The organism is Brevibacterium iodinum ATCC 49514 (assembly GCF_900169265.1).
Taxonomy (GTDB): Bacteria; Actinomycetota; Actinomycetes; order Actinomycetales; family Brevibacteriaceae; genus Brevibacterium; species Brevibacterium iodinum.
Genome location: NZ_FXYX01000026.1, coordinates 1 through 20,638, shown reverse-complemented (window position 1 = coordinate 20,638; position 20,638 = coordinate 1). Strand labels below are relative to the sequence as shown.

At 65.3% G+C, this 20,638-nt stretch carries 19 protein-coding genes; 10 read left to right on the top strand and 9 right to left on the bottom strand.

Annotated elements, in window-relative coordinates; all coding sequences use genetic code 11:
- The first annotated feature begins 65 nt into the window (after positions 1 to 65).
- The 4 genes from BI49514_RS14230 to BI49514_RS14215 are packed head-to-tail and all read left to right on the top strand — an operon-like array spanning position 66 to position 4,125.
- Entirely contained in the window at positions 66 to 1,340 is a 1,275-nt protein-coding gene (locus tag BI49514_RS14230) for a hydroxymethylglutaryl-CoA reductase, degradative (protein WP_101547132.1), read from the top strand.
- Positions 1,337 to 2,272: a hydroxymethylglutaryl-CoA lyase gene (locus tag BI49514_RS14225; RefSeq protein WP_101547131.1), complete on the top strand. Its 936-nt coding sequence runs from the start codon at positions 1,337 to 1,339 to the stop codon at positions 2,270 to 2,272. The genes BI49514_RS14230 and BI49514_RS14225 overlap by 4 nt, the downstream gene beginning before the upstream one ends.
- A 48-nt stretch (positions 2,273 to 2,320) precedes the next feature.
- Entirely contained in the window at positions 2,321 to 2,743 is a 423-nt protein-coding gene (locus BI49514_RS14220) for a hypothetical protein (RefSeq protein ID WP_145996230.1), read from the top strand.
- A complete protein-coding gene (locus BI49514_RS14215; protein WP_101547129.1) occupies positions 2,740 to 4,125 on the top strand; it encodes a tripartite tricarboxylate transporter permease in 1,386 nt (461 codons plus the stop codon). The genes BI49514_RS14220 and BI49514_RS14215 overlap by 4 nt, the downstream gene beginning before the upstream one ends.
- A gap of 33 nt (positions 4,126 to 4,158) precedes the next feature.
- Here BI49514_RS14215 and BI49514_RS14210 read toward each other — a convergent pair whose 3' ends face one another.
- Positions 4,159 to 5,163, bottom strand: coding sequence for a LysR family transcriptional regulator (locus tag BI49514_RS14210; protein WP_101547128.1), 1,005 nt, complete (start codon positions 5,161 to 5,163; stop codon positions 4,159 to 4,161).
- Positions 5,164 to 5,254: 91 nt separating this feature from the next.
- Here BI49514_RS14210 and BI49514_RS14205 point away from each other — a divergent pair, with 91 nt between their 5' ends.
- The gene (locus BI49514_RS14205) at positions 5,255 to 6,799 is read left to right on the top strand and encodes an aminotransferase class I/II-fold pyridoxal phosphate-dependent enzyme (RefSeq protein ID WP_338063778.1); all 1,545 of its coding nucleotides are present in this window, start codon (positions 5,255 to 5,257) and stop codon (positions 6,797 to 6,799) included.
- Between the two features lie 120 nt (positions 6,800 to 6,919).
- On the opposite strand, the gene BI49514_RS14200 is transcribed toward BI49514_RS14205, so the two are convergent.
- Positions 6,920 to 7,465 (bottom strand): FCD domain-containing protein, encoded by a 546-nt coding sequence (locus BI49514_RS14200; protein ID WP_101547127.1) that lies wholly within the window; start codon positions 7,463 to 7,465, stop codon positions 6,920 to 6,922.
- Between the two features lie 108 nt (positions 7,466 to 7,573).
- Between BI49514_RS14200 and BI49514_RS14195 the strand changes: the two genes are divergently transcribed.
- Positions 7,574 to 7,867 carry a LysR substrate-binding domain-containing protein gene (locus BI49514_RS14195; protein WP_244195264.1) on the top strand — a complete coding sequence of 98 codons (294 nt, stop codon included), beginning with the start codon at positions 7,574 to 7,576 and terminating at the stop codon, positions 7,865 to 7,867.
- Here BI49514_RS14195 and BI49514_RS14190 read toward each other — a convergent pair.
- Positions 7,803 to 8,195 carry a hypothetical protein gene (locus tag BI49514_RS14190; protein WP_101547125.1) on the bottom strand — a complete coding sequence of 131 codons (393 nt, stop codon included), beginning with the start codon at positions 8,193 to 8,195 and terminating at the stop codon, positions 7,803 to 7,805. The two genes, BI49514_RS14195 and BI49514_RS14190, sit on opposite strands and share 65 nt — an antisense overlap.
- Before the next feature lie 109 nt (positions 8,196 to 8,304).
- Here BI49514_RS14190 and BI49514_RS14185 point away from each other — a divergent pair, with 109 nt between their 5' ends.
- Positions 8,305 to 9,714, top strand: coding sequence for an APC family permease (locus tag BI49514_RS14185; protein ID WP_101547152.1), 1,410 nt, complete (start codon positions 8,305 to 8,307; stop codon positions 9,712 to 9,714).
- An 89-nt stretch (positions 9,715 to 9,803) separates the two neighbouring features.
- Here the strand turns inward: BI49514_RS14185 and BI49514_RS17115 are convergent, their stop codons facing one another.
- Positions 9,804 to 10,709, bottom strand: a complete 906-nt coding sequence (locus BI49514_RS17115; RefSeq protein ID WP_244195265.1) for a flagellar basal body-associated FliL family protein — start codon at positions 10,707 to 10,709, stop codon at positions 9,804 to 9,806.
- A 168-nt stretch (positions 10,710 to 10,877) separates the two neighbouring features.
- On the opposite strand from BI49514_RS17115, the gene BI49514_RS14175 reads away from it, so the two are divergent.
- A complete protein-coding gene (locus tag BI49514_RS14175; RefSeq protein WP_244195266.1) occupies positions 10,878 to 13,955 on the top strand; it encodes a hypothetical protein in 3,078 nt (1,025 codons plus the stop codon).
- Between the two features lie 34 nt (positions 13,956 to 13,989).
- Here BI49514_RS14175 and BI49514_RS14170 read toward each other — a convergent pair whose 3' ends face one another.
- Positions 13,990 to 15,357 carry a D-serine ammonia-lyase gene (locus BI49514_RS14170; RefSeq protein WP_101547124.1) on the bottom strand — a complete coding sequence of 456 codons (1,368 nt, stop codon included), beginning with the start codon at positions 15,355 to 15,357 and terminating at the stop codon, positions 13,990 to 13,992.
- 31 nt (positions 15,358 to 15,388) lie between these two features.
- Positions 15,389 to 16,369, bottom strand: coding sequence for an ABC transporter substrate-binding protein (locus BI49514_RS14165; RefSeq protein WP_167443993.1), 981 nt, complete (start codon positions 16,367 to 16,369; stop codon positions 15,389 to 15,391).
- Between the two features lie 220 nt (positions 16,370 to 16,589).
- Between BI49514_RS14165 and BI49514_RS14160 the strand changes: the two genes are divergently transcribed.
- The gene (locus BI49514_RS14160) at positions 16,590 to 17,603 is read left to right on the top strand and encodes a siderophore-interacting protein (protein ID WP_101547123.1); all 1,014 of its coding nucleotides are present in this window, start codon (positions 16,590 to 16,592) and stop codon (positions 17,601 to 17,603) included.
- A 27-nt stretch (positions 17,604 to 17,630) separates the two neighbouring features.
- Here BI49514_RS14160 and BI49514_RS14155 read toward each other — a convergent pair whose 3' ends face one another.
- Entirely contained in the window at positions 17,631 to 18,386 is a 756-nt protein-coding gene (locus BI49514_RS14155) for a DMT family transporter (protein WP_244195267.1), read from the bottom strand.
- Entirely contained in the window at positions 18,335 to 18,592 is a 258-nt protein-coding gene (locus tag BI49514_RS17110; RefSeq protein ID WP_244195268.1) for a DMT family transporter, read from the bottom strand. Before BI49514_RS17110 ends, BI49514_RS14155 begins: the two co-directional genes overlap by 52 nt.
- A gap of 82 nt (positions 18,593 to 18,674) precedes the next feature.
- Here BI49514_RS17110 and BI49514_RS14150 point away from each other — a divergent pair, with 82 nt between their 5' ends.
- Positions 18,675 to 19,559, top strand: coding sequence for a LysR family transcriptional regulator (locus BI49514_RS14150; RefSeq protein WP_101547122.1), 885 nt, complete (start codon positions 18,675 to 18,677; stop codon positions 19,557 to 19,559).
- An 878-nt stretch (positions 19,560 to 20,437) separates the two neighbouring features.
- On the opposite strand, the gene BI49514_RS14145 is transcribed toward BI49514_RS14150, so the two are convergent.
- Positions 20,438 to 20,638 (bottom strand): transposase (locus BI49514_RS14145; protein ID WP_145996179.1); only part of this gene is annotated, 201 nt, incomplete at its 5' end.

Genomic DNA, 20,638 nt, shown 5'->3' with positions numbered 1-20,638 from the left:
TCTCTGCGGAGGAACTCCGACCGACAGCCTATGTCGGCCAATGACGACCTGACTGGAGATACACGATGGCAGTGAACAGCCGAATTGCCGACTTCCGAAACATGTCGGTCGGTGATCGCAGGAAAGCCGTCGCAGCCTCGACTGGGCTCGACGCCCAACTGTTCAGCCAGCTCGATGCGGACGCTTTCGGTCCCGAAGACGCCGCCAACCTCAGCGAGAACATCTTCGGCGTGTTCTCGCTTCCTCTCGGCGCAGCCACCAACTTCACGATCAACGGCACCGACGTGCTCGTCCCCATGGCGACCGAAGAGGCGTCGGTCATCGCCGCCGCCAGCAACGCAGCACGAATGGCACGTCCGCACGGCGGTTTCTTCACAAGCTCGACCGAGCCCGTCATGCAGGCACAGATTCAGCTCATCAACGTGGCGGACCCGCAGGCCGCGCGCACGCGTGTTCTCGAACGCCAAGCAGAGATCATCGACCTGGCCAATGCGCAGGACCCCAAGCTTGTCGAGGTCGGTGGCGGAGTCAAGGGCCTCGAGGTCCGCCTCGTCGAGGCGAGGACGACGACGTATGTTCTCGTCCACCTGCTCGTCGATGTCCGAGACGCAATGGGGGCGAATGCGGTCAACACGATGGCTGAGGCGGTCTCCGGAACCGTGGCGGCGATCGCCGGAGGAGACGCACTGCTGCGCATCCTCACCAACAAGGCGGACCGTCGACTGTCTCGGGCTCGGGCCGTCTTCGACAGGGAGCTGCTCGGCGGAGACCAGGTCATCGACAACATCCTCCATGCCTACGAACTCGCCGCAGCCGATCCCTATCGAGCGGCCACTCACAACAAGGGCATCATGAACGGCATCTCAGCGGTTGTCCTCGCCACCGGGAACGATACGCGTGCGGTCGAGGCCGGAGCGCACTCCCATGCGCTCGTCGACGGCCGCTATTCTTCCCTCTCGACGTTTGAGAGGAATGCCGACGGCGACCTCGTCGGCACCCTCGAGATGCCCATGCCGGTCGGCCTCGTCGGGGGCGCCACCAAGGTCCATCCCGCCGCGCGCGCGGCGCTGCAGATCGCCGAGGTGGCGACCGCACAGGATCTCGCCGAGATGATCGTCGCGGCCGGCTTGGCGCAGAACCTCGCGGCACTGCGAGTTCTCGCCACCGAGGGTGTGCAGCGCGGACACATGTCACTTCACGCGAAGAACCTCGCGGCCTCTGCCGGAGCGAACACCGAGGAGACCGCGATCATCGTGGACCGCCTGGTCGAAGAGAAGGCATTTCGGTTCGACAGGGTCCAGTCAATCCTCGACGAACTCCGCTCCGGTGTGGCGCGATGACGGCACAGCTTCCACAGCAGTTCGCTTCGTCGAACCTGCCGACCGAGGTCAGTGTCTGCGAGGTCAGCGCTCGAGATGGTCTGCAGTCGCAAGCACGCACGCTTCCTGTCTCAACCCGGCTCGAACTGATCCGGCGGCTCTCCGATGCCGGCCTGAAGACCATCGAAGCCGGAAGCTTCGTCTCTCCGCGGGCCGTTCCCCAGATGGCCGACACACGATCGGTGCTCGCAGGCCTCGACCTGAACTCCGAAATCGCGTTCCCCGTCCTCGTCCCGAATCGAAGGGGTCTCGATGATGCCGTTGCGGCGGGAACGAAAGACGCCTCGGTCTTCATCAGCGTCACCGAATCGTTCGCCCAGGCCAACCTCGGCGGTTCCCTCAAACACACCACAGACCGCAGCATCGAGGTGGCACGCGCAGCAACCGCGGCGGGGATGCGGGTGCGGGGCTATCTGTCGATGGTCTTCGGGGACCCCTGGGAAGGCGCGGTCGATCCTGAGCGCGTCGCCAAGGCTGCGCGTCGCCTCGTCGATGCCGGCTGCCTGACGATATCGCTCGGCGATACCATCGGAACCGCGACTCCCGGTCATGTGACCGCTGTTCTTGATAGCCTGGTCGGCGCCGGGATTCCGATCGATCGGATCGCCCTGCACACCCACAACACCTATGGCCAGGCGCTTGCGAATGTCTACTCCGCGCTTCAAGCAGGTGTCAGTCAGTTCGACGCATCGGCAGGAGGGATCGGTGGCTGCCCCTTCGCCCGCACCGCCACGGGAAATCTGGCCACCGAAGATCTCCTCTGGATGCTCCAGGGTCTGGGCATCTCCACCGGCGTCGACATCGACGCCGTGGCGACGGTCAGCCAGTGGCTGGGCGAGCAGCTCGGCATTCCGCTTCCATCCGCAACATCATCGGCCATACTCGGCCGGTAGTTCCATCGTTCACGTTCCCGACAGCCGTCGGCCGACAGAAGGCAGGCAATGATGCCGCAATTGCTCGAGGTGTGGAATGACACCGTCGACCCCAGACATCTCATCGGCGGTATCGCCATAGCCGTCGGGACAGCAGTCCCGGCCTACCTCATCGCCGATCATCTCTTCGCCGCCGGAGGCGATGAAGCGCTGGGTCACTCCTATGCGCTCCTCGTCGGCATCGTCGGCTGCATCGTCGGCGCCGTGATCTCCGGGCTTCTGTTCAAACCCAAGAGAGTGATCACCACCTCGGCGGCCGACACCCGCAACCAGCAGGAGATCATCGACGAGGTCGTCGAGGAATACGGGGATCTCGGCGACCCCCGCGACCTCGGGCCGGGGGTTCAGGCAGAAGTCCGAGCCCTCGGTCTCTTCGACGCCCTCGTCGACAACCATGAGGCGCGCATCCGTGAGAAGGGCGGGCACCAGTGACCGCGGAACTCATCGAACCAGTCCTGTGGGCCGTCGGGATGGCGCTTCTCTCCGGGGTGCTCTTCACCGGAATCGGACTGATCTCGGGCACGGACGAGACGGCGATCGTGGCACCGTTGGCTCTGCTTGTCATCCTCATCGGGGTGCCTCCTGCCGGGGTGCTCGCGTTCTTCCTCGCCGCGATCATTGCCAAACACATCTCCCACGCCGTACCGACGACTCTCCTCGGAATCCCCGGTGACACCACAGCGGTGCCGATGCTGCGTGAGGCGCAGCTGCTGAGGTCGCTCGGAATCCCGCATATCGCACTGCAGAAGGCGATCTCCGGTGGAGTCGTCTCAGTTGCCATTGCCATTCCGCTGTCGATCGTGTTCGCCCTCGTACTCACTCCTTTCGCCGAGGCGATCGGCGCTGCCGCTCCCTGGATCTTCATCGCCGCGGCCGTCCTCGTCGCCTACACCTCGAAGGGCAGACTCGCTGCGGTTGCGGGGCTCGTCCCGTTCGTCCTGCTCATCGTCGGCCTGCAGGCCTTCATCATGGAGCAGAAGGAAGCGACCTTCACCACTTCGTTCTTCCTCGGCATCGCCACCGGGCCGCTCATCTTCGACCTGTTCGCTGCGCTCTCCCCCGCCGGACGCCGCTCGATGCAGCAGTCGGGCAAGCGGGAGTTCAATCTTGCTCCCGACGTCCGGCCCGCAGGGGGATCGAGGATGCCGAACCCCTTCAAGGTGCTGACCGGGAAACAATTGGCATACACCAGCGGTTCGGCGGCGATCACCAGCGCGACCTTCGTCTTCTCCCCCGTGGCCATGGCGGTGCTCATGGGCGAGATCGTCGGGAGCCGGGTCAAGAACGGGTATGAACGACTCACCACCGTCATCACTGTCCGCAACGGAACCACAGAGTCGACCTATATCGCCGAGACTCTCATCCCGCTCATCGCGATCGGCTTGCCGCTGTCACCGATGGCGGCCGGTCCTGCAGGGCCGCTGTTCAACGCTCCCCCCGTCTACACCCTCGATGCCGAAGCGGGAACGACGAACAATCTCCACGACCTGCTCACGACTGGTCAGTTCGCTCTCTTCTCCGTCATCGCGGCGATCATCGCCGTCGCCATCGCCTACCCTTTCGTGATGACGAACGCTCACCGAGCGGCGACCTGGGTGATGAAGTCGGTCTCCCACGAAGCGATCATCGCCGGCTTCGCCGCGCTAATCTGCGTTATCTGCCTCTATGAAGGCGGACTGCTGGCGCTCGGAGTGACGATCACCGTCGGACTCGTCGGGGGACTGTTCAACCGGATGATCGGCATGCACGCCGGCGTCCAGTTCATGGGCTACTACGTCGCGGTGCTCACGGTGCCCGCACTTCTTGCGCTGTGAGACGCATTCTGACCGCCACTCTGAAACCGCGGCTCACCGCCACTGCCGCGTGACGGTGCGGACGTCGGCGACCACCTCGGCGATGGCGGAATTGTGCGCATCGACGATCGGATCGTGACGCGCGCGCCCCTGTGGTCGCGAGGACCGGGAGACGAGCAGGACGTCACGGCGGCAGTCGCTGAGCGGCATCGGGATGACCGTGATGTCCGGGTCGGTCGACAGTGATGATTCGGGGATCATCGCCACCGCCAAACCGGCCGAGATCATCCGGTTGATGGCCGCATAGTCATCCATCCGCATCCCCACGCGGGGTTCGAACCCAGCACTCAGACAGAAGGAGCGGACCACCTCGTCGATGGCGTCACCGGGGTCGATGCTGAATGCCCAGGTCTGGGACACCAACGCCGTGAGGTCCGGTCGGCCATGGTCGTCCGCGCCGATCGGCCCGATCGAGCGCGGCACGCACAGGTACAGCCGTTCCGAATACAGGTGGGCGGCGGTCAACGTCGCCGGGATCCACGTCCGATCGAGATCGGTCGATACGAGCAGCGCGAGATCGAGGTCCCCGGACTCGAGTCGGGAGACGAGCTTCGCGTGCTCGTCCATCGTCACATCCAGGGCCGCGGTGAGCACGTCGGTCCGCTCGCCGGCGACCGCCTCGTCACGGGTCTGCCACCTCGGGCGGTCCTGCAGCTGATCGTGGAGGCGCGGGATGACTCGAGCGCCGACGGTGGGCACGGCCCCGATGCGAACAGGCACGGCCTGAGATTCCCGCCAGAGGGCCACCTCGGCGCCGAGGCGCTGGCACAACCCGAGGATCTCCACGGCTCGGGCCACCACGAGGCTGCCCACGGTCGTCGGCTGTGATCCGCGCGGAATGCGATCGAGCAGAGTCGCGCCGAGAACCCGCTCGAGATTGCGCAGATGATGATTCACCGTCGGCTGGCTCCACTGCAGCGCGGCAGCGGCAGCGGCGACGGAGCCGGTGTCGGCGACGGCACGCAGAGCGGTGAGCCCGCGGGTGTCCAGAGGTTCCATTGATCTCCCCCATTGAGTTCAATACTGACTATAGAGCAACAGAGGAAAGTTGCTATTCTCCCGTACCCGCTCGCCTCCTTAATCTGGACGCATGACCGTGCACCAGGACTCCCCCATGCCCCCGGCCCCGCACTCCTCCTCGGGGTCGCCGATGCATCCTGCCCTCACGCAGTCACGCGCGCCCTATGCCGAAGCTCTGGCGCACGCGGCCGACCGCAACTCGCTGTTCCTGTCCACCCCCGGACACGGAGGCACGACCGAGGGCATCTCCGCAGGTCAAGCCGAATTCTTCGGCGAGCACACCCTCTCCCTGGACATCCCCCCGCTCTTCGACGGAATCGACCTCGGCGTCGACACCCCGAAGGACGAAGCCCTGCAATTGGCCGCCGAGGCCTGGGGAGCCCGCCGCACCTGGTTCCTCACCAACGGCTCGTCGCAGGGCAATCGCATGGCCGCCCTGGCCATCGGCACCCTCGGGCCCGGCGTCGTCGCCCAGCGCAGCGCGCATTCGAGCTTCATCGACGGCCTCGTGCTGGCAGGGCTCAACCCCGGCTTCGTCTACCCCAACGTCGACGAGATCAACGGCATCGCCCACGGCGTCACCCCAGACGCCCTGCGCCACGCCATCCGCAATCACCCCGAGCCCGTGACCGCCGTCTACCTCGTGACCCCGAGCTACTTCGGTGCCGTCGCCGACGTCGAAGCCCTCGCCGAGACGGCCCACGAAGCAGGTGCGGCACTGATCATCGACGCCGCCTGGGGTGCCCACTTCGGCTTCCACCCTGACCTGCCGGCCTCCCCCGTCACCCAGGGTGCCGACATCGTCATCATGAGCACCCACAAACTCGCGGGCTCGCTCACCCAGTCCGCGCTGCTCCACCTCGGCGACACCGAATTCGCCGATCGCCTCGAACCGGCGCTGGCCCGGGCCTTCATGATGACCTCCTCGACGAGCGAGAATGCCCATCTCATGGCTTCGATCGACCTCGCCCGCCGCGCCCTCATGACGTCGACCGAGGCGATCACGAACTCGCTGGAGAACATCCGCCACATCCGTGCGCAGATCGAAGCCACCGACCGCTACCACCTGCTGTCCGGCGAGTTCCTCGGTCATGCCGACGTCGTCGACATCGACCCGTTCCGCCTGCCCATCGACATCACCGCCACCGGGCTCGACGGTCACACGGTGCGCAAACGCCTGGCCGCGGAATTCGACATCTTCCCCGAGATGTCGACGGCAACCACCCTCGTCGCCCTCATCGGCATCGGAAAATCCCCGGACATCGGCCGCCTCATCGACGCCCTGGAGACCCTGCGCCTCGAAACCGCGGGCTCCGCCACGCCGACGAGCCCGGCCGGCGCTCTCCCGCCGCTGCCCACGGCCGGCCGGTTGGCGATGACCCCGCGGGAGGCGTATTTCGCCGATTCCGAACTCGTCACCGCCGCCGAGGCGGTCGGACGAGTGAGCGTGAGCTCGCTGGCCGCGTACCCACCCGGCATCCCCAATGTCCTGCCCGGCGAGGAGATCACCGCCGATACCGTCGACTTCCTCCAGGCCGTGGCAGCGAGCCCGTCCGGCCACGTCCGCGGCGCCGTCGATCCCGGCCTCGAGACCTATCGGGTCGTCAGGAACTGATCGGCGCGCAGTCACCGCCCCGGCAGGCCCAGGCAGTCTTTTGGCACTGTCTACTCTGAACTGCTCACGTTCCTCCCTGTGCAGTTGAGAAGAAGGTGTACCGATTCGCCGCAGCGGGCTTCAGCCGGCGGCTGTGGCCGGGACGCGTTTGAAGAAGTAGAGGTTCGCCGTGACGAGGTCGGCCGCCTTGGCGGAGTCCCCCGACTCGATGAGGTCGACGATCCTCGGCAGCTCGCGAGCGGACTCGACCGCGATGGCCCCGATCTGATCCTGGCGTCGGTAGAGGCGCGACTGATCGCGCAGGCGCAGGCTGATCGCGGCGGCTCGCCCGCCGAGGCCGTGCTCGAGCAGAGCCTCATGGAACCTGCGGTCCTGCGTATAGAACTCGGCGGGTTCGCCGGCCTCGGTCGCGGCCACGGTCGCCTCGGCGAGTTCGCGCAGTCGGACGATCGCCTCGGATTTGGTCGTTGCCTCGCCGGTCTCGGTCACCGACCCGTCCGTCACCGCCTGTACGCTGTCAGCATTCAGGACACGACCGACGATGTCATCGCTGCCGGCCTCTGCCAGACTGCGGGCGGCGGGGACAGCGAGAAGAACGCGGATGGCGATGATCTCCTCGAGGTCCGCCTCGGTGATGTTGACCAGACGGAAGCCGCGATTGGGCACGGCCTCGACGGTCCCTCGGTCACGAGCGCCATCATCGCCTCGCGCACCGGGCTGAGTGAGATGCCGAGCTGCTTGGCCAGGCCCGCGGCCGAATAGATCTTATCCTCGGTGTCGCCACGCTGTGCGGCGGCCGGCTTCCAGCCGGAACAGGCCCATCAGCCTCGGGAGTGGGAGACGGGTGCGTCGTTGGTCTCCGCGGGACTCGGAGTTGCGCTCATTCCTCGCCTGGCACGCCTGACGGACGGCTTCGATGTGGTGCGTGTGCCGCTGCGCGGTGATCCGGTGCCGTCGCGGAAGATCCTCTCGGGCGTCCGCCGTGGTTCGGGCGCTCAGCCGATCAGCGCCTCGGCATTAGAGGTCCTCCGGGAGGCTGCTGAAACGGCGGCCCACCAGGAGGCCTGACCATCCGGACCTGCGGTCGCATTCGACGCCGCTTCCGCGCGACGACGGTGGTGAGGACGATCCCGGCGATCAGCACCAGAACGGAAACCACGGCCACAACGAAACCGGTGATGAAGAAGCCGGAGGCGACATCGTCGAAGGCGTCGACGTTGCCACCGCCGCCGAGGAGGAACAGGAACATCGGGATGACGAGGATGCACAACCCCACCCCGAGGCCGAGAACTCCGGCGATGATGAGGAGGATTCCCCACACTACCGACGGTTTCTTCGCAGGCACGCCTTGCGGCGGGACCCCTCCGGGCTGGATCATCTGCGGGTGATGCGTCATCCGGGCCTCCTTCTTCTCCCCCGATCCTATCGGGGACTCGAAACCACGCCATGACCTGCGCGTAGAGTTGAAGCACATACTTCGAAAGACGGGCACCACGATGGACGATATGACCTCCGACGATCGGTCCAACCAGGTCGACAACGAAACTCAGCCTTCCGCACCCGAGGGCACGGCCGCCTCGGCGCGAGGTGGGACGCTCAAACGGACGATCGGCCTGAGCGAGCTCGTCTTCTTCGGACTCGTCTTCATCGGTCCCGCAGCCGCAGTCGGCGTGTTTGGCACCCTCGATGCTCGCTCGGGCGGGGCCGTGGCACTCGTCTACATCGTCGCGACGATCGTCATGGCCTTCACCGCAGTCAGCTATATGCGCATGTCACGGGAGGTCCCCCGCGCAGGCACAGTGTTCGCCTACGCCTCGGCGGGAATCGGAAAACCGGCCGGCTTCGTCGCCGGTTGGATGATCCTCCTCGACTATCTCTTCATCCCCTCGGTCGCCTATCTGTTCACCGGGATCGCCCTGAACTCGATCTTCCCCGCACTGCCCGTCTGGGTGTTCGTGGCCGTCGCCGTCATCCTCACCACCGGGCTCAATCTCGCCGGGGTCAAGGTCGCCTCCCGCGTGATCACCGGGGTCGTCCTCGCCGAGGTGGCCGTCCTTGCCCTGGTCCTCGTCCTCGGCATCGCCTACCTCGTCCAGCAGGGCCCGACGCGGGGATGGCTGACCCCGCTGACCGGGGTCGATGCGTTCTCCGTGACCGCGGTGCTCGCTGCCGTGTCCGTGGCCGTCCTGTCGTATCTCGGCTTCGATTCGCTGGCGACGTTCTCCGAGGAGGCCAAGGGCGGGCCGCGGATCGTCGGCCGGGCCACGCTGATCTGCCTCGTGCTCGCAGGTGTCTTCTTCGTCGCGCAGACCTGGGTGGGCAGTCTGCTCTCACCGCTGACCCCGGCGGAGCTGCAGGCCGATCCCGCGCTCGAGGGCGCCGCCTACTACGACGCCGTCGACTCGACTCTCGGCCCGTGGCTGCACTGGCTGCTCGCCTTGGCCAAGGCCGTGGGCGCGGCGTTCTCCGCGATGATCGGTCAGGCCGCAGGCTCCCGCATCCTCATGGACATGGGACGGTCCCGTCAGGTGCCGAAATTCCTCGCCGAGGTGGCCCCGAAGACCGGTGTGCCGTGGAAGGGAATCCTCGTGGCCGCGGGCGGCAACGTCATCGTGGCCGGGTGGGCGGCGACCCGTGCCGACGGGCTCGACCAGCTGACCTCGATCGTCAACGTCGGGGCGCTGACGGCGTTCATCTTCCTTCAGGCCTCGGTGGTCGGATACTTCCTCGTGAAGAAGCAGGGCAGCGAGACTCCCAACTGGTTCAATCACGGCGTCATTCCGGTCATCGGCGCCGCTCTGCTCATCGCCGTGCTCGTCAGCGCAAATCCTCTGGCCCTGGTCATCGGCGCGATCTGGCTCGTCATCGGCATTGCGGTGTTCGCGGTGAACAACCGGCGGCGAATCCACGGATGAGCCGCTCAGGTGGCCCTTCGTCTATCCATCAAGGCATGAGAAGGGCGGGCCGCCTCGGCGATGGAGTCATCGGTCATACTGGCGGGATCTCAGTCCTGCAGGCGGGTCGTTCCTTCGTGGCCGCCGGAGGTGTTGAGCTGTTTGGCGTAGCAGCTTTCGGGGCCGAGGCCATGCGATGAGCACCAGGACAGAGCATCATCGGGGTCGTCGTAGCCGATGCCGACGACGGTGACCCAGAAGTTGTCCTCTTTGAAGCTGCTGAAATCGCCGGACCAGATGAGCTTCACGCGGGGGAACTGTTCACGCAGTCCTTCGAATTCTTCGAGGATCGCTTCTTCGTCCCAGGTCTTTCCCTCGGCTTCGAGGCCGACCTTCTTCGAACTCAGCTGCGGCACCCATTTGCCGTTGAGTTCGCTCTTCGCTGTCTGTCCGTCGGTGTCGGCGAGCTGTTCGAGTGCCTTCTTCGGGTCGTCGGGAAGCGCCGATTCGGTCTCGGTGGGTTCGGATGATCTGCTGGCCGCAGCCGCACCGTCATCGCTGGCGGCGTTCGTCGGCTCATCCGTGGAGGCGACGGTGGCGGGGTCCTCGGAGTCCTTCGAGAAGAACGTCGCCGCGCCCCATCCGATGCCCCCTGCGAGGACGATGCCGACGATGACGAGGAGCGCGATCAGCCCGCCGCGCTTCTTCGGTGGTGCAGGCGGTCCGGCCTGCTGATACGGTCCCGCACCATACCCGTAGGGCTGCTGATGAGGAGGCTGACCGTTGCGATGAGGCGGGCCGCTCTGCGAGTGCGGGGTCTGGATATAGGGACGCTGCGGCTGAGGTGACTGAGAAGGCGGCGGAGGCGTGCCCCAACCATTGCCCGACTGAGGCCCTGACTGCGGACTCGGAGGGGGTCCCGGCTGGGATCCGGGCTGCGAGGACCATTGGCTTCCCGACCGGTCGTTGACGTCCCATTCGTTCTCATCCCCGCGCCCGGGAGGGTTCGTACTCATCCATAACTCCAGATCGATCACGCCGTGTTTCAGAAAAAGTCCCAATATAGAACTTCTCTTGCATTAACAGCCTAATATAAGTTGTGAACTACACATGCTTGATCTGCTCAGTTGATTGTTTTGAATGACATTGCGGAGCTGTCGGGCAACTGCACTTGAGGACTGGGTATGCACGACGAATCCGACGAGACGAAACCGACCGCCGCCGAGGATCCGAAGGATCAGACCGCCGAGGACCAGGAGAGTCCCGAAGACGAGGTTCCGGAAGCCGCCGAGACCTCGGATGATCCTGCAGCTCAGGGTGATGAGGCCACCGAGGAGACCGCTCGCTGGGCGCCGCCGGAAGACGGCACGCCCACCACCGAGCAGACAGTCGACCCGTACCAACAAGACCCCTACCAGCAGGTGCCTTATCAGCAAGGTCCTCACCAGCAAGGTCACTACCAATCCGGTCCTGTGTCCTACCCCGCGCCACCGGGGTACCCGGCGAATGCCCCGAAGTCGAAATTCGCCTCGGCGCTGGCTAAGGGAGCGACGTGGAGAACGGCCCTGATCCCGCCGGGGATCGCCCTCCTCGGCGGCATCATCGTCTCCATCATCCTCACCGTCATCCTCACGTCGATGTCGGAGTTCGACTCGCTGACCGAGGAGACCGGCCTCAACCTCGACAGCCTCAACTACGCCCTGCCGTTCATCCTCATGGCTCTGTCGCTGTTCGGTTCGGCGGCGCTGCGCCTGGACATCAACGCCCCTGACAGCTTCAACGCCCAACTGGGCATCTTCACGACCGGCGCGCCTCTGGTGGTCACCATCGTCACCGTGGGCCTGCTGTGGTGGATGACGAAATTGAGCGAACGCCGCTCCCCCGCAGCCAACCGGGTGTCCACGTGGATCCGCATCGGGGTCGCGACCCTGGCGATGACGCTCGTGCTCTTCCTCCTCCAGATCATCTTCGCCGCCCGCGCCTCCGCCTTCGAGGAGGAAGGATCGTTCACCTTCACCTTCTCGGCGGTCACCGCCCGATCATTCTTCCTGCCGCTGCTCGTCATCCTCGTCACGAGCACCGCCGGTCGTGTCGCCGGGCATTTCAAGGGTACCGAGGCGATCGGTGCACCATTCCTGCGCTGGGCTGTTCCGCCTCTGCTGGTGACCTGGATCCACCTCGCCCTCACCGTGGCCGTGTTCTCGATCGTCGCGCTCTTCGTCCTACCACTGTCCGTCGAGATGCCGGGCCAGCTGGTGCCGCTGACGTTCGTCAATATGGGCCTCATCCTCACGTCGCTGACCCACCTCGGGGGAATCAGCGCGACCGCCCAGGGCGACCTGGGCGCCTATTCGGACACCTTCTCCGAGAGCCTCACCATGTTCAGCCGCGAGGCTCCCGGGCCGCTGTGGCTGGGTCTGCTCGTCGTCGTGGCCGCCGTACTGATCGCAACGATCGTCGCCACCGTCACCCGGCGTCCGGCCTGGACCGTGATCGAGCAGGACAAGCAGCAGTGGTCGAGCGCGTGGAAGCTGCCGGTGGCGTTCTGCCTCGTCTGGGGTCTGCTGTCGCTGCTGGCCATCCCCGCGAACCTTTCGATGTCCGGATCCGCCGAGGCGGCCATGTTCTTCGGCGGTTCCGGTGCGGCCCGTGCGGGGATCGGCCCCCTGGCCTGGACATTCCTCATCTTCGCCCTCTGGGGCGGGATCATCGAGGTGCTTTCACGCACCCTCGGCCCACGTCTGGCCCTGACCTTCCCGGCCGTGGCACGGATCGCCGCCGGACGGACCGTGCACCCGCACTGGGGTCCGTATCTGGGCATGAGCGAACCGCAGTTCGCGTTCGTCCACCCCGATCTGGCTCACGCCGCAGCTCCGACGCCACCGCCGGTTGCTCCCGGACCCGGCGAAGTCGGACCACACGGGGCGGGTGGGTTCGGACCGCAGGGGCCCGCCGGCCATCAGGGGCCGCCCGCACCGCCGGACGCGTTCGGCTCGCAGGGCCAGTCGCAGAGCCAGCCTGGCGGCCAACCGGCCGGTGCGCCGCAGGGCCCACAACAATTCCCCGCGCCGGTCGGTCCGCAGCAGCATCCGACCCCGTCCGACCAACTGCCTTATGCCTGGCCGCAGGGATCAGCCGGACAGCAGTCGTACTCGGCTCCGCAGGGAATGTACGCCGCGCAGCCGTACGCGGGCCATGCCAAACCCTTCGACAAGAAGAAGACGACGCTCGTATCGGTCGTCGCCGGTGGTGCCGTCCTCGTCCTCGTGGCCGCACTCATCGTCGTCACCCAGCTCAACGGGCACATGTTCGGTCCCGAAGCGACGGTGGAGAAGTACTTCTCGGAGCTCTCCGACGGTGACGCCGAAGGCGCACTCGAGGTCGCCGACGTCGACGCCCCACAGGAGTCACGAACCCTGCTGACCAACGACGTCCTCGGCGGCTCCAAGGCGCTGCCCGACGATGTCACCGTCGAGGATGCCGAGATCTCCGGAGACACGGCGACGGTCGCGGTCACCTATGACGTCGGCGGCTCCAAGGGCAACAGCACGCTGACCCTGCACAGAGCCGGGAAGAAGGCGCTGTTCTTCGACGACTGGGCACTCAAGAGTCCCGACCTGCTCACTCTCACCGTCGATACTCCCGGTCTCAAGAAGGTCAAGGTCAACGGAATCGACGTCGACAGCGACGGGTCGACACTGTCCCTGCCGGCCTTCCCCGGTCTCTACACGATCGACCTGGCCGAGAAGTCCGATCTCATCACCGCAGACGCGGTCGAGGTGCGGGCGTTCCTCGGCGATGACGCGAACATGGAGGGTGAGGACACGCCGCTGCTCGCCGCGCATCCCTCGGACGCGTTCCGCAGCGAGGTCGATAAGCAGGTCAAGACGCTCATCGACAGCTGCGCGAAGAAGACGGTCGCCCAGCCCGACGGGTGTCCGTTCGGATCCTCTCTGGCCGACAGCTATGATGCCACAGGCCTCACCTGGTCGATCTCGTCGTATCCGACGGTGACCGTCGCCGATGACTCCATGGGCGCCGACCAGTATTCGAACCCCGAGGACGCGACCGGTCCGAACGGCGGTCCGGCGTGGCTGATCTCCTCCGACACCTCCGGTGAGGCGCTCGTGACCGGCAGCTACGACATGTTCGACGAGTCCGAACCCTTCGATGACACCGTGACCTTCGACCTCAACGGCACGGCCGAGATCGTCGACGGCAAGATCGTCATCACCGTCAACGACGACCCCTGGGACTGGTGACCGAGGCCGCGTGACCCGGCTCGGGGCACGCCGTTCAGTCGACGAAGATCGCCGAGGCGGGACTGCTGATCCGTTCGACGAGTCCCAGTCCTTCGTCGACGTAGGCGGCGCGTTCATCGCCGGGGACCATCGCCCCACCGGTGAGCCACACGAGGTGGACCCCGGTCGAGGACTGAGCGGCCGTCTCGCCCTTCCGCCACGGAATGGTCAGCCCGGCGGTCGCCGAGGGTTCGACATCGATGCCCTCGGTCTCATGGAGCACACCGACGCCTGCCCGGATGACCTCGTCGGGAACCGCGGCGAAACCGGAGATGAGCGGCCCGATCGTCGGTCCGATGAAGCGTGACGGGCGGGCAACCGCGAGTCCGTCGGCAGCGGTGGCTCCGGACAGCCCGATGTCCTGGACGGAGATGCCGCTGTGCTGACCGGTGCGCACTCCGAGGAACATCGCCGGCGCCTGGCTCGGTTCGACGAAGACGCAGCGCACCGCAGCGCCGAAGACCCGCTTGAGCCCGAAGGTCACTCCCCCGGGCCCGCCTCCGATTCCACACGGCAGATAGACGGTGAGCGGATTCTGCTCGTCGATGCTCACACCGGCGGCCGCGAACTGGCGCTCCAGCCGCAGAGCAGCCACCGAGTATCCGGCGAAGAGACTCACGGAGTCCTCGTCATCGACGAAGTGCGTGTTCTCGGCAGCCTCGGCCGAGGCACGGCCGGCTTCGACGGCTTCGACGAAGTCGCCTGCATGTTCGATGACGTCGACCCCGTGGTCGCGCAGCATCGTCTTCTTCCATTCCCGGGCGTCGGCTGACATATGCACCGAGGCGGCGAAGCCGAGGCGAGCGCTCAGGATCCCGATCGACAGCCCGAGGTTGCCCGTCGAACCGACGACGATGCGGTGGTTCGCGGCGATCTCACGAAACTCACGAATCGAATAGGCGGCGGGGTCAAGAGCGTCGAGTCCGTGCTCGGCGGCGACAGCCTCGGCGACAGCCTCGGCGAATTCGAGCACCTCATGGAAGCCGCCGCGGGCCTTGATCGACCCGCTCACCGGCAGGGAGTCGTCGCGTTTGAGCCACAGCTGTCCGCCCAGCTCGGATCCGAACAGACCGTCGAGGCGATGCTGCGCCGCAGGCGCCGGAACCAGCGCCGATTCGATCAGTCCGCCGCTGGTGTCTGGAAACGCCGATGCGAGCTCGGCCGGAACGGTCGCCGTCTCCGGGAAGGTCTCGGCGAACCAGGGGGCGAAGCGGTCGAACCGGGCCGCCGCGGAATCCATCACGTCCCCGAGGTCGGGCAGGGCCGCCTCGGTGCGGGTGGAGCGGAGCCACGTGGTCGGGGCACCCGATGCCAGGGATCGGATGATCTCGTCGATGCCGAGTTCGTCAGGCAGGTCGGTCATGCACCGATCGTAGCCCGGCGGGGTGCGAGCCTCAGCTGTTGACGATCTTCTTCGCGGATTCGAGGACGTCGGCGAGTTCGTTCAGCCATTTCGCATAACCGTCATAGGTGTAGGCGCGTTTGTCGTCCCAGGTGCCGAGCTGGTCCTCCTTGACTGCGGGCAGGCTCGTGTACACCGGGTTGTCCTCATAGTCGGTCGAGGCGTCGTGGACGAGGACGACGTCGGCCGGGTAGTCCGACATCTTCTCCCAGGAGACTTCTGCCCAACTGCTCTCTCCCGCGGCATCGGGGCCGACGAGGGTGAGCCCGTCCTCGCTGAGCATCTCGGCGATGCCCAAGGAGTTCGAGGTGTAGTTGATCTCTGCGGTGAAGTTCGCCAGCAGCACTGTCAGCTGGTCCTGCTTCTTCGCCACGCTGCGGATGCGTGCCCGAGCGTCGTCGAAGGCCTTCCGCTTGTCGGCGATGGCGCCGGTGTCTGTGTCCTTGCCCAACGCCTCGGCGATGGCCGCGTACTGAGCGAACATCGCGTCGGGGCCCTGCCCGCCGAGTTTGACCGGGACGAATGGAACGAGTTCGCTGACCTGGCCTTTCATTTTCTCGTCCCACCAGGTCCACCCGTCGCCTGCTTCATTGCCGTAGGCGACGAGGATGTCCGGCTCAGCGACGGCAAGGGCCTCGATATCGAGTTCCATATCGGTGCCGACGACTTCGACGCCTTCCGAGTCGAAGGACTTGCCCGGGGATTCGTTCTGTCCGAACCCGAAGACAGCGACCGGCGTGATTCCATACTGCGCGAGACCGGCTGCCGAATAGAAGTCCGCGGCGATGCGCTTCGCCGGACGGTCGAGTTCGATCGTCAGCCCGTCATAGCCTTCCGGCGAATACGTGAAGTTCGGGACGCTGCCCGCAGTTCGGGAAGCGCCGTCACTCGCATCGCCATCGGCTTCGCCGCGGCAGCCGACGAGGGCGAACGGGGCGAGAACGGACAGGGCAAGGAGCTGACGACGACGCATCGAGAGCCTTTCGGTGGGCGTCCCACGGGGACGGAACTGGTGCGCCTGTAGTGACGCAGGGACCACCGCAGCACTATTTGGAAAGGCTAGCCTTACTAAATTAGAGTAGAGTAGCGTTGCGGATGTTGACATATCCACGACAGCTGCACACACGAACACAACGCGTCCCCGCGGGGACGCCCTCACGGCCACATGGTCCTGGGGATGCGAAGGAGAATCAGTGTCACGAGCCCCCATCGGTGCCTTCGAAGCAGAGGTCCTCGCCGTCGAAGACCTCAGCCCGTCCTTCCGTCGGGTGACTTTCGGGGGTGCGGGACTCGAGGAATTCGGCCCGAACACCCACCCTCGTGATCTGCGGATCAAACTCGTCATCCCTCCTCAGCGTGCCGCCTCGCCGCAGTTCGATCTGCCGGCATTCCTCACCGAGCAGGAAGCCGCTGGAGTGTCCTGGTACCAGGCCTGGCTGCAGGTCAGCCCCGAGGTGCGCGGCGCGATGCGCACCTACACCGTGCGCGAATGGGACGATGCCGAGCGCAGACTCGTCATCGACATGGTCCTCCACACCGATGAGCATGGTCACTCGGGCCCGGCGGCCGAGTGGGCCGAAACCGCCGAGGTGGGGCACCGCCTCCACATCATCGGCCCCTCCCGCGCCCCGGAGACTCCGTGCGCCGGAATCGAGTTCGCCCCTGGAGATGCCCACCAGATCCTGCTCGCCGGCGACGAGACCGCTGTGCCCGCCATCGCCTCGATCCTCGATTCGCTCAGGGACAGCCAAGCCCGAGGCAAGGCCGTTCTCGAGGTCCCGAGCGCCGAGGACATCATCGATATCACCGCGCCCACCGGCTTCGAGATCGAATGGCTGCCGCGCGGGGAGGCCGACTTCGGTCAGCTGCTCGAACCTGCCGTCCGCGAGGCGGTGCGTTCGGAGACCCGGATCCCCGTCGGGGCCGGAGCGGCAGGGTCGGCCGGCGGGCCGGATGGTCAGGTCCGGGAACTCGACGATGTCAACATCGACGAAGAGATCCTCTGGGATGTTCCCGCGGCCCTCACCGAGGCGGCTCAAGGCAGTTCGAGTGCGACGGAGAAGGACGACCGCCCTTTCTATGCCTGGATCGCCGGAGAGGCCGGACCGGTCAAGCGTCTGCGCCGTTACCTCGTCCAGGAAGTCGGGGTCGACCGCAAGCAGATCGCATTCATGGGCTACTGGCGTCAGGGCAAGGCCGAGGGCTGAGCCTTCAGACTCAGCTCGACTGAGCCCTCAGACCCTGCCGGGCTGATCCGGCGAGCGTCGCAGAGCCCGAATGATCTGCGGCCCGATCGCGGCGGCCGCCCCGGCCAGGCAGAGCACACCGCCCATTGCGGCCAGCGGAGGCGGGACCTCTCCGAGAACGACCCAGGCCATCACCACGACGATGGCGGGGACGAGGAGACTCGAAGAGCTGAGCAGACCTGCCGGCAGATGCTTGAGCGCAAATCCCCAGAGGTTGAAGGCGATAGCGGTCGGTACGACCCCCAGGTAGATGATCTGCAGCGTCATCTCGATGGGTGCCGTGGCCACTTCGTCGATGAGGCCGGGGGCGAAGACGAGACTGACGAGCGCACCGATGAGGATTCCCATCCAGGTCACGGTCACCGAATCCTCCCGGGACAGGAAGTGCTTCTGCAGCAGCACGCAGGCAGCGTAGAGCGCTGCGGCGACGAGGCTGAGGACGAGGCCGCCGACGGTGAAGAAGCCGGTGAAGCTGGCGGTCGTGATCAGCCCGATTCCGAGCAGGGAGACGATGATGCCGATGAGCAGGCGCTTCGGCAGGCCTTCTCCGAAGACGAGGCCGGCGAAGACGGCGATGATCAGCGGTGCGATATTGACGATCATCGAGGCGGTTCCGGCATCGATCGACCGTTCCGCGGCGTTGAGGACGACGACGTAGGCAGAGAACCAGGCGACTCCCCACAGGACGAGAATCAGCCAGACGACCTTGCCGGAGGGGAATCGGGGCGGCGGAAGAGCATCCACACGGAGAGCACCACGGCCGCGGACGCGCCGCGCAGCAGCGCCATCGGACCGGGTGAGAAGAACTCGCCGGCATCGCGGATGACGACGAATGATGACGCCCAGAACGTCATGGTGAGCAGGGCAGCGATCCAGGGCAGGACGCGGGGAGAAGTCGTCTGGCGAGGATTCGGACTCGCGACTCGAGGACTGAGGGCTGATCTGTTCATAGGAACGATTATTCGTCGCATGATCGTGAAAGAAAAGCGCACACTATTGCACAACTGTCCGTGATGTGCGTACGGTTCGACTGTGTACAACGTTGCCCACCTGAAGTCGTTCAAATCGGTCGCACTCACCGGGTCCGTCCGGTCCGCCGCACAGCATCTCAGTCTCTCACCGTCTGCGGTCAGCCATCACCTCAAGATTCTCGAACAGGAGACCGGTCTGACTCTGTTTCAGCGACAGGGACGCGGCCTGTGCCTGACCGACACCGGTTCGGCGATCATGTCCGACGTCGACTCCGTGCTCGAGAGCTCGGGGCGATTGGGCCAACGCATCTCGGACCTGCATGAGAATCGGATCGGACGCCTGTCGATCGGGTACTTCGGCACGGCCGGCACCCAGTGGATGCCCGAACTCGTCTCCTACCTCGAGAACCGCCATCCCGATGTCGCCGTGCAGCTCAACCTGGCAGAAGGCCCCTGGAACGAATTCCACTCCGATGTCCAGGTCGTGATCGCAGCTTCCGAGGATCCCGTGTTCCCATCGCAGGTGGAGAGCCACTTCCTCACCGAGGATCCGTATGTGGTCGCAGTGCCCGACGATCACCCCCTGGCTTCGCGTCCGGAGGTCAGCCTCGACGAGCTGGAGAATCATCCTTGGATCGACAACGACACCGGCGACGGTCCGTGCCGGACGATCCTCTCCGACGCCTGCGCACGCGCAGGGGTCGCGGTGCACTTCAAGCACGAGGCTCACAGCTTCGCCACGGCCCTGCACATGGTCAGTCGGGGATTGGGCCTGACGATCCTCCCGCGGCTCGGTGTCGACCCCCTGCCTCCCGGGGTGGCCATCATCCCGCTGGCAGCGCCCGAACCGGTCCGCTTCATCCACGCGATCAGCGATCCGGGCCACCCACAGCAGGCACTCATCGAGGATGCGGTCACAGCCCTGCGCGAGCTCGCCACCGGCTGACGATGGAAAGACCGCTGGCCTCTGACCTCGTAGCTCGCCACTGACTTCAGAGCGCGTTCTACCTTCGGCACAGTACGAATCACCGATATTGCGAATCTGCGACCATGGGAAGGGTTTGTGAAGTTGTGCGTGATCTGCGCCAGGTGCTCACGTCGAGCGCTTGGTCGAGCATTGGCTGATCTACGGGATTTTGACTTCGTGGACGGTGCGTTGGGGATAGTCTCGCCGGTGGAGTTCGAAGAGAAGTTCTTGGTCAAGAAGAGTGGGGGCCAGGTCGAAAGGAAGCGTCGACGCAGGCTACGTGACATGGTTTGCGTATCCACAACCCGCGGCGAGCTCCAGTACTGATAGCCGTCATCGGAAAATCATTGCGACCGTATTCCATGATGTGTGATGCGAAAGCGGGCTGAACCTACAAATTAGTGATATCGCCGGATTGGGCACAATAAGAACTCTTAAAAGTGTGCTTTGAATCCTCCACATGGGTGGAGCCGAGGGATCCTCGAGCCGCTCGGCGAGGCACAGGTTTCGTGGCAACGCATCTTGCCATCTCTGTCTGTCGTCGATCACAATGCAACTCTTGATATCGAAACGATAACAGTCCGACTCATGAGGCACTGATCAAGCAAGGCGAGTCCCCTCAAAGAAAGCTCGACGTGGTGGCGTATGACGAAGCTTTTACAATCCATCGATTTCTTAACATGGCTCCCAGCGGGCAGTCGCGCATATAGCGTGGTCGATGTCATATCCCCGAACAAGAAAGACATGTTCATGACTACCAAGCGAGTTCTCGCCGCATCCGTCGCAGCTGTCGCGCACTCTCCCTCACTGTCGGCACAGTTGATATTTCAGCGGCCGCACCACCCATCAATACAGGCTCATCGTAATTGAGAGTGTAGAACCGGTCTGAAGCCACCGGACTCGAGCAGACACCTCGCGATGTAATGCGTGAGGTTGCGGAATCCCAGCGCGGACCCGCGTAGATGCTCGAGTCTGCCGTTGATCGCTTCAGTGGGACCGTTCGACGTTCCCGGTCGGGTGAAGAACGCGAGCACATCAGCAGCTCGACGCTTCAACGT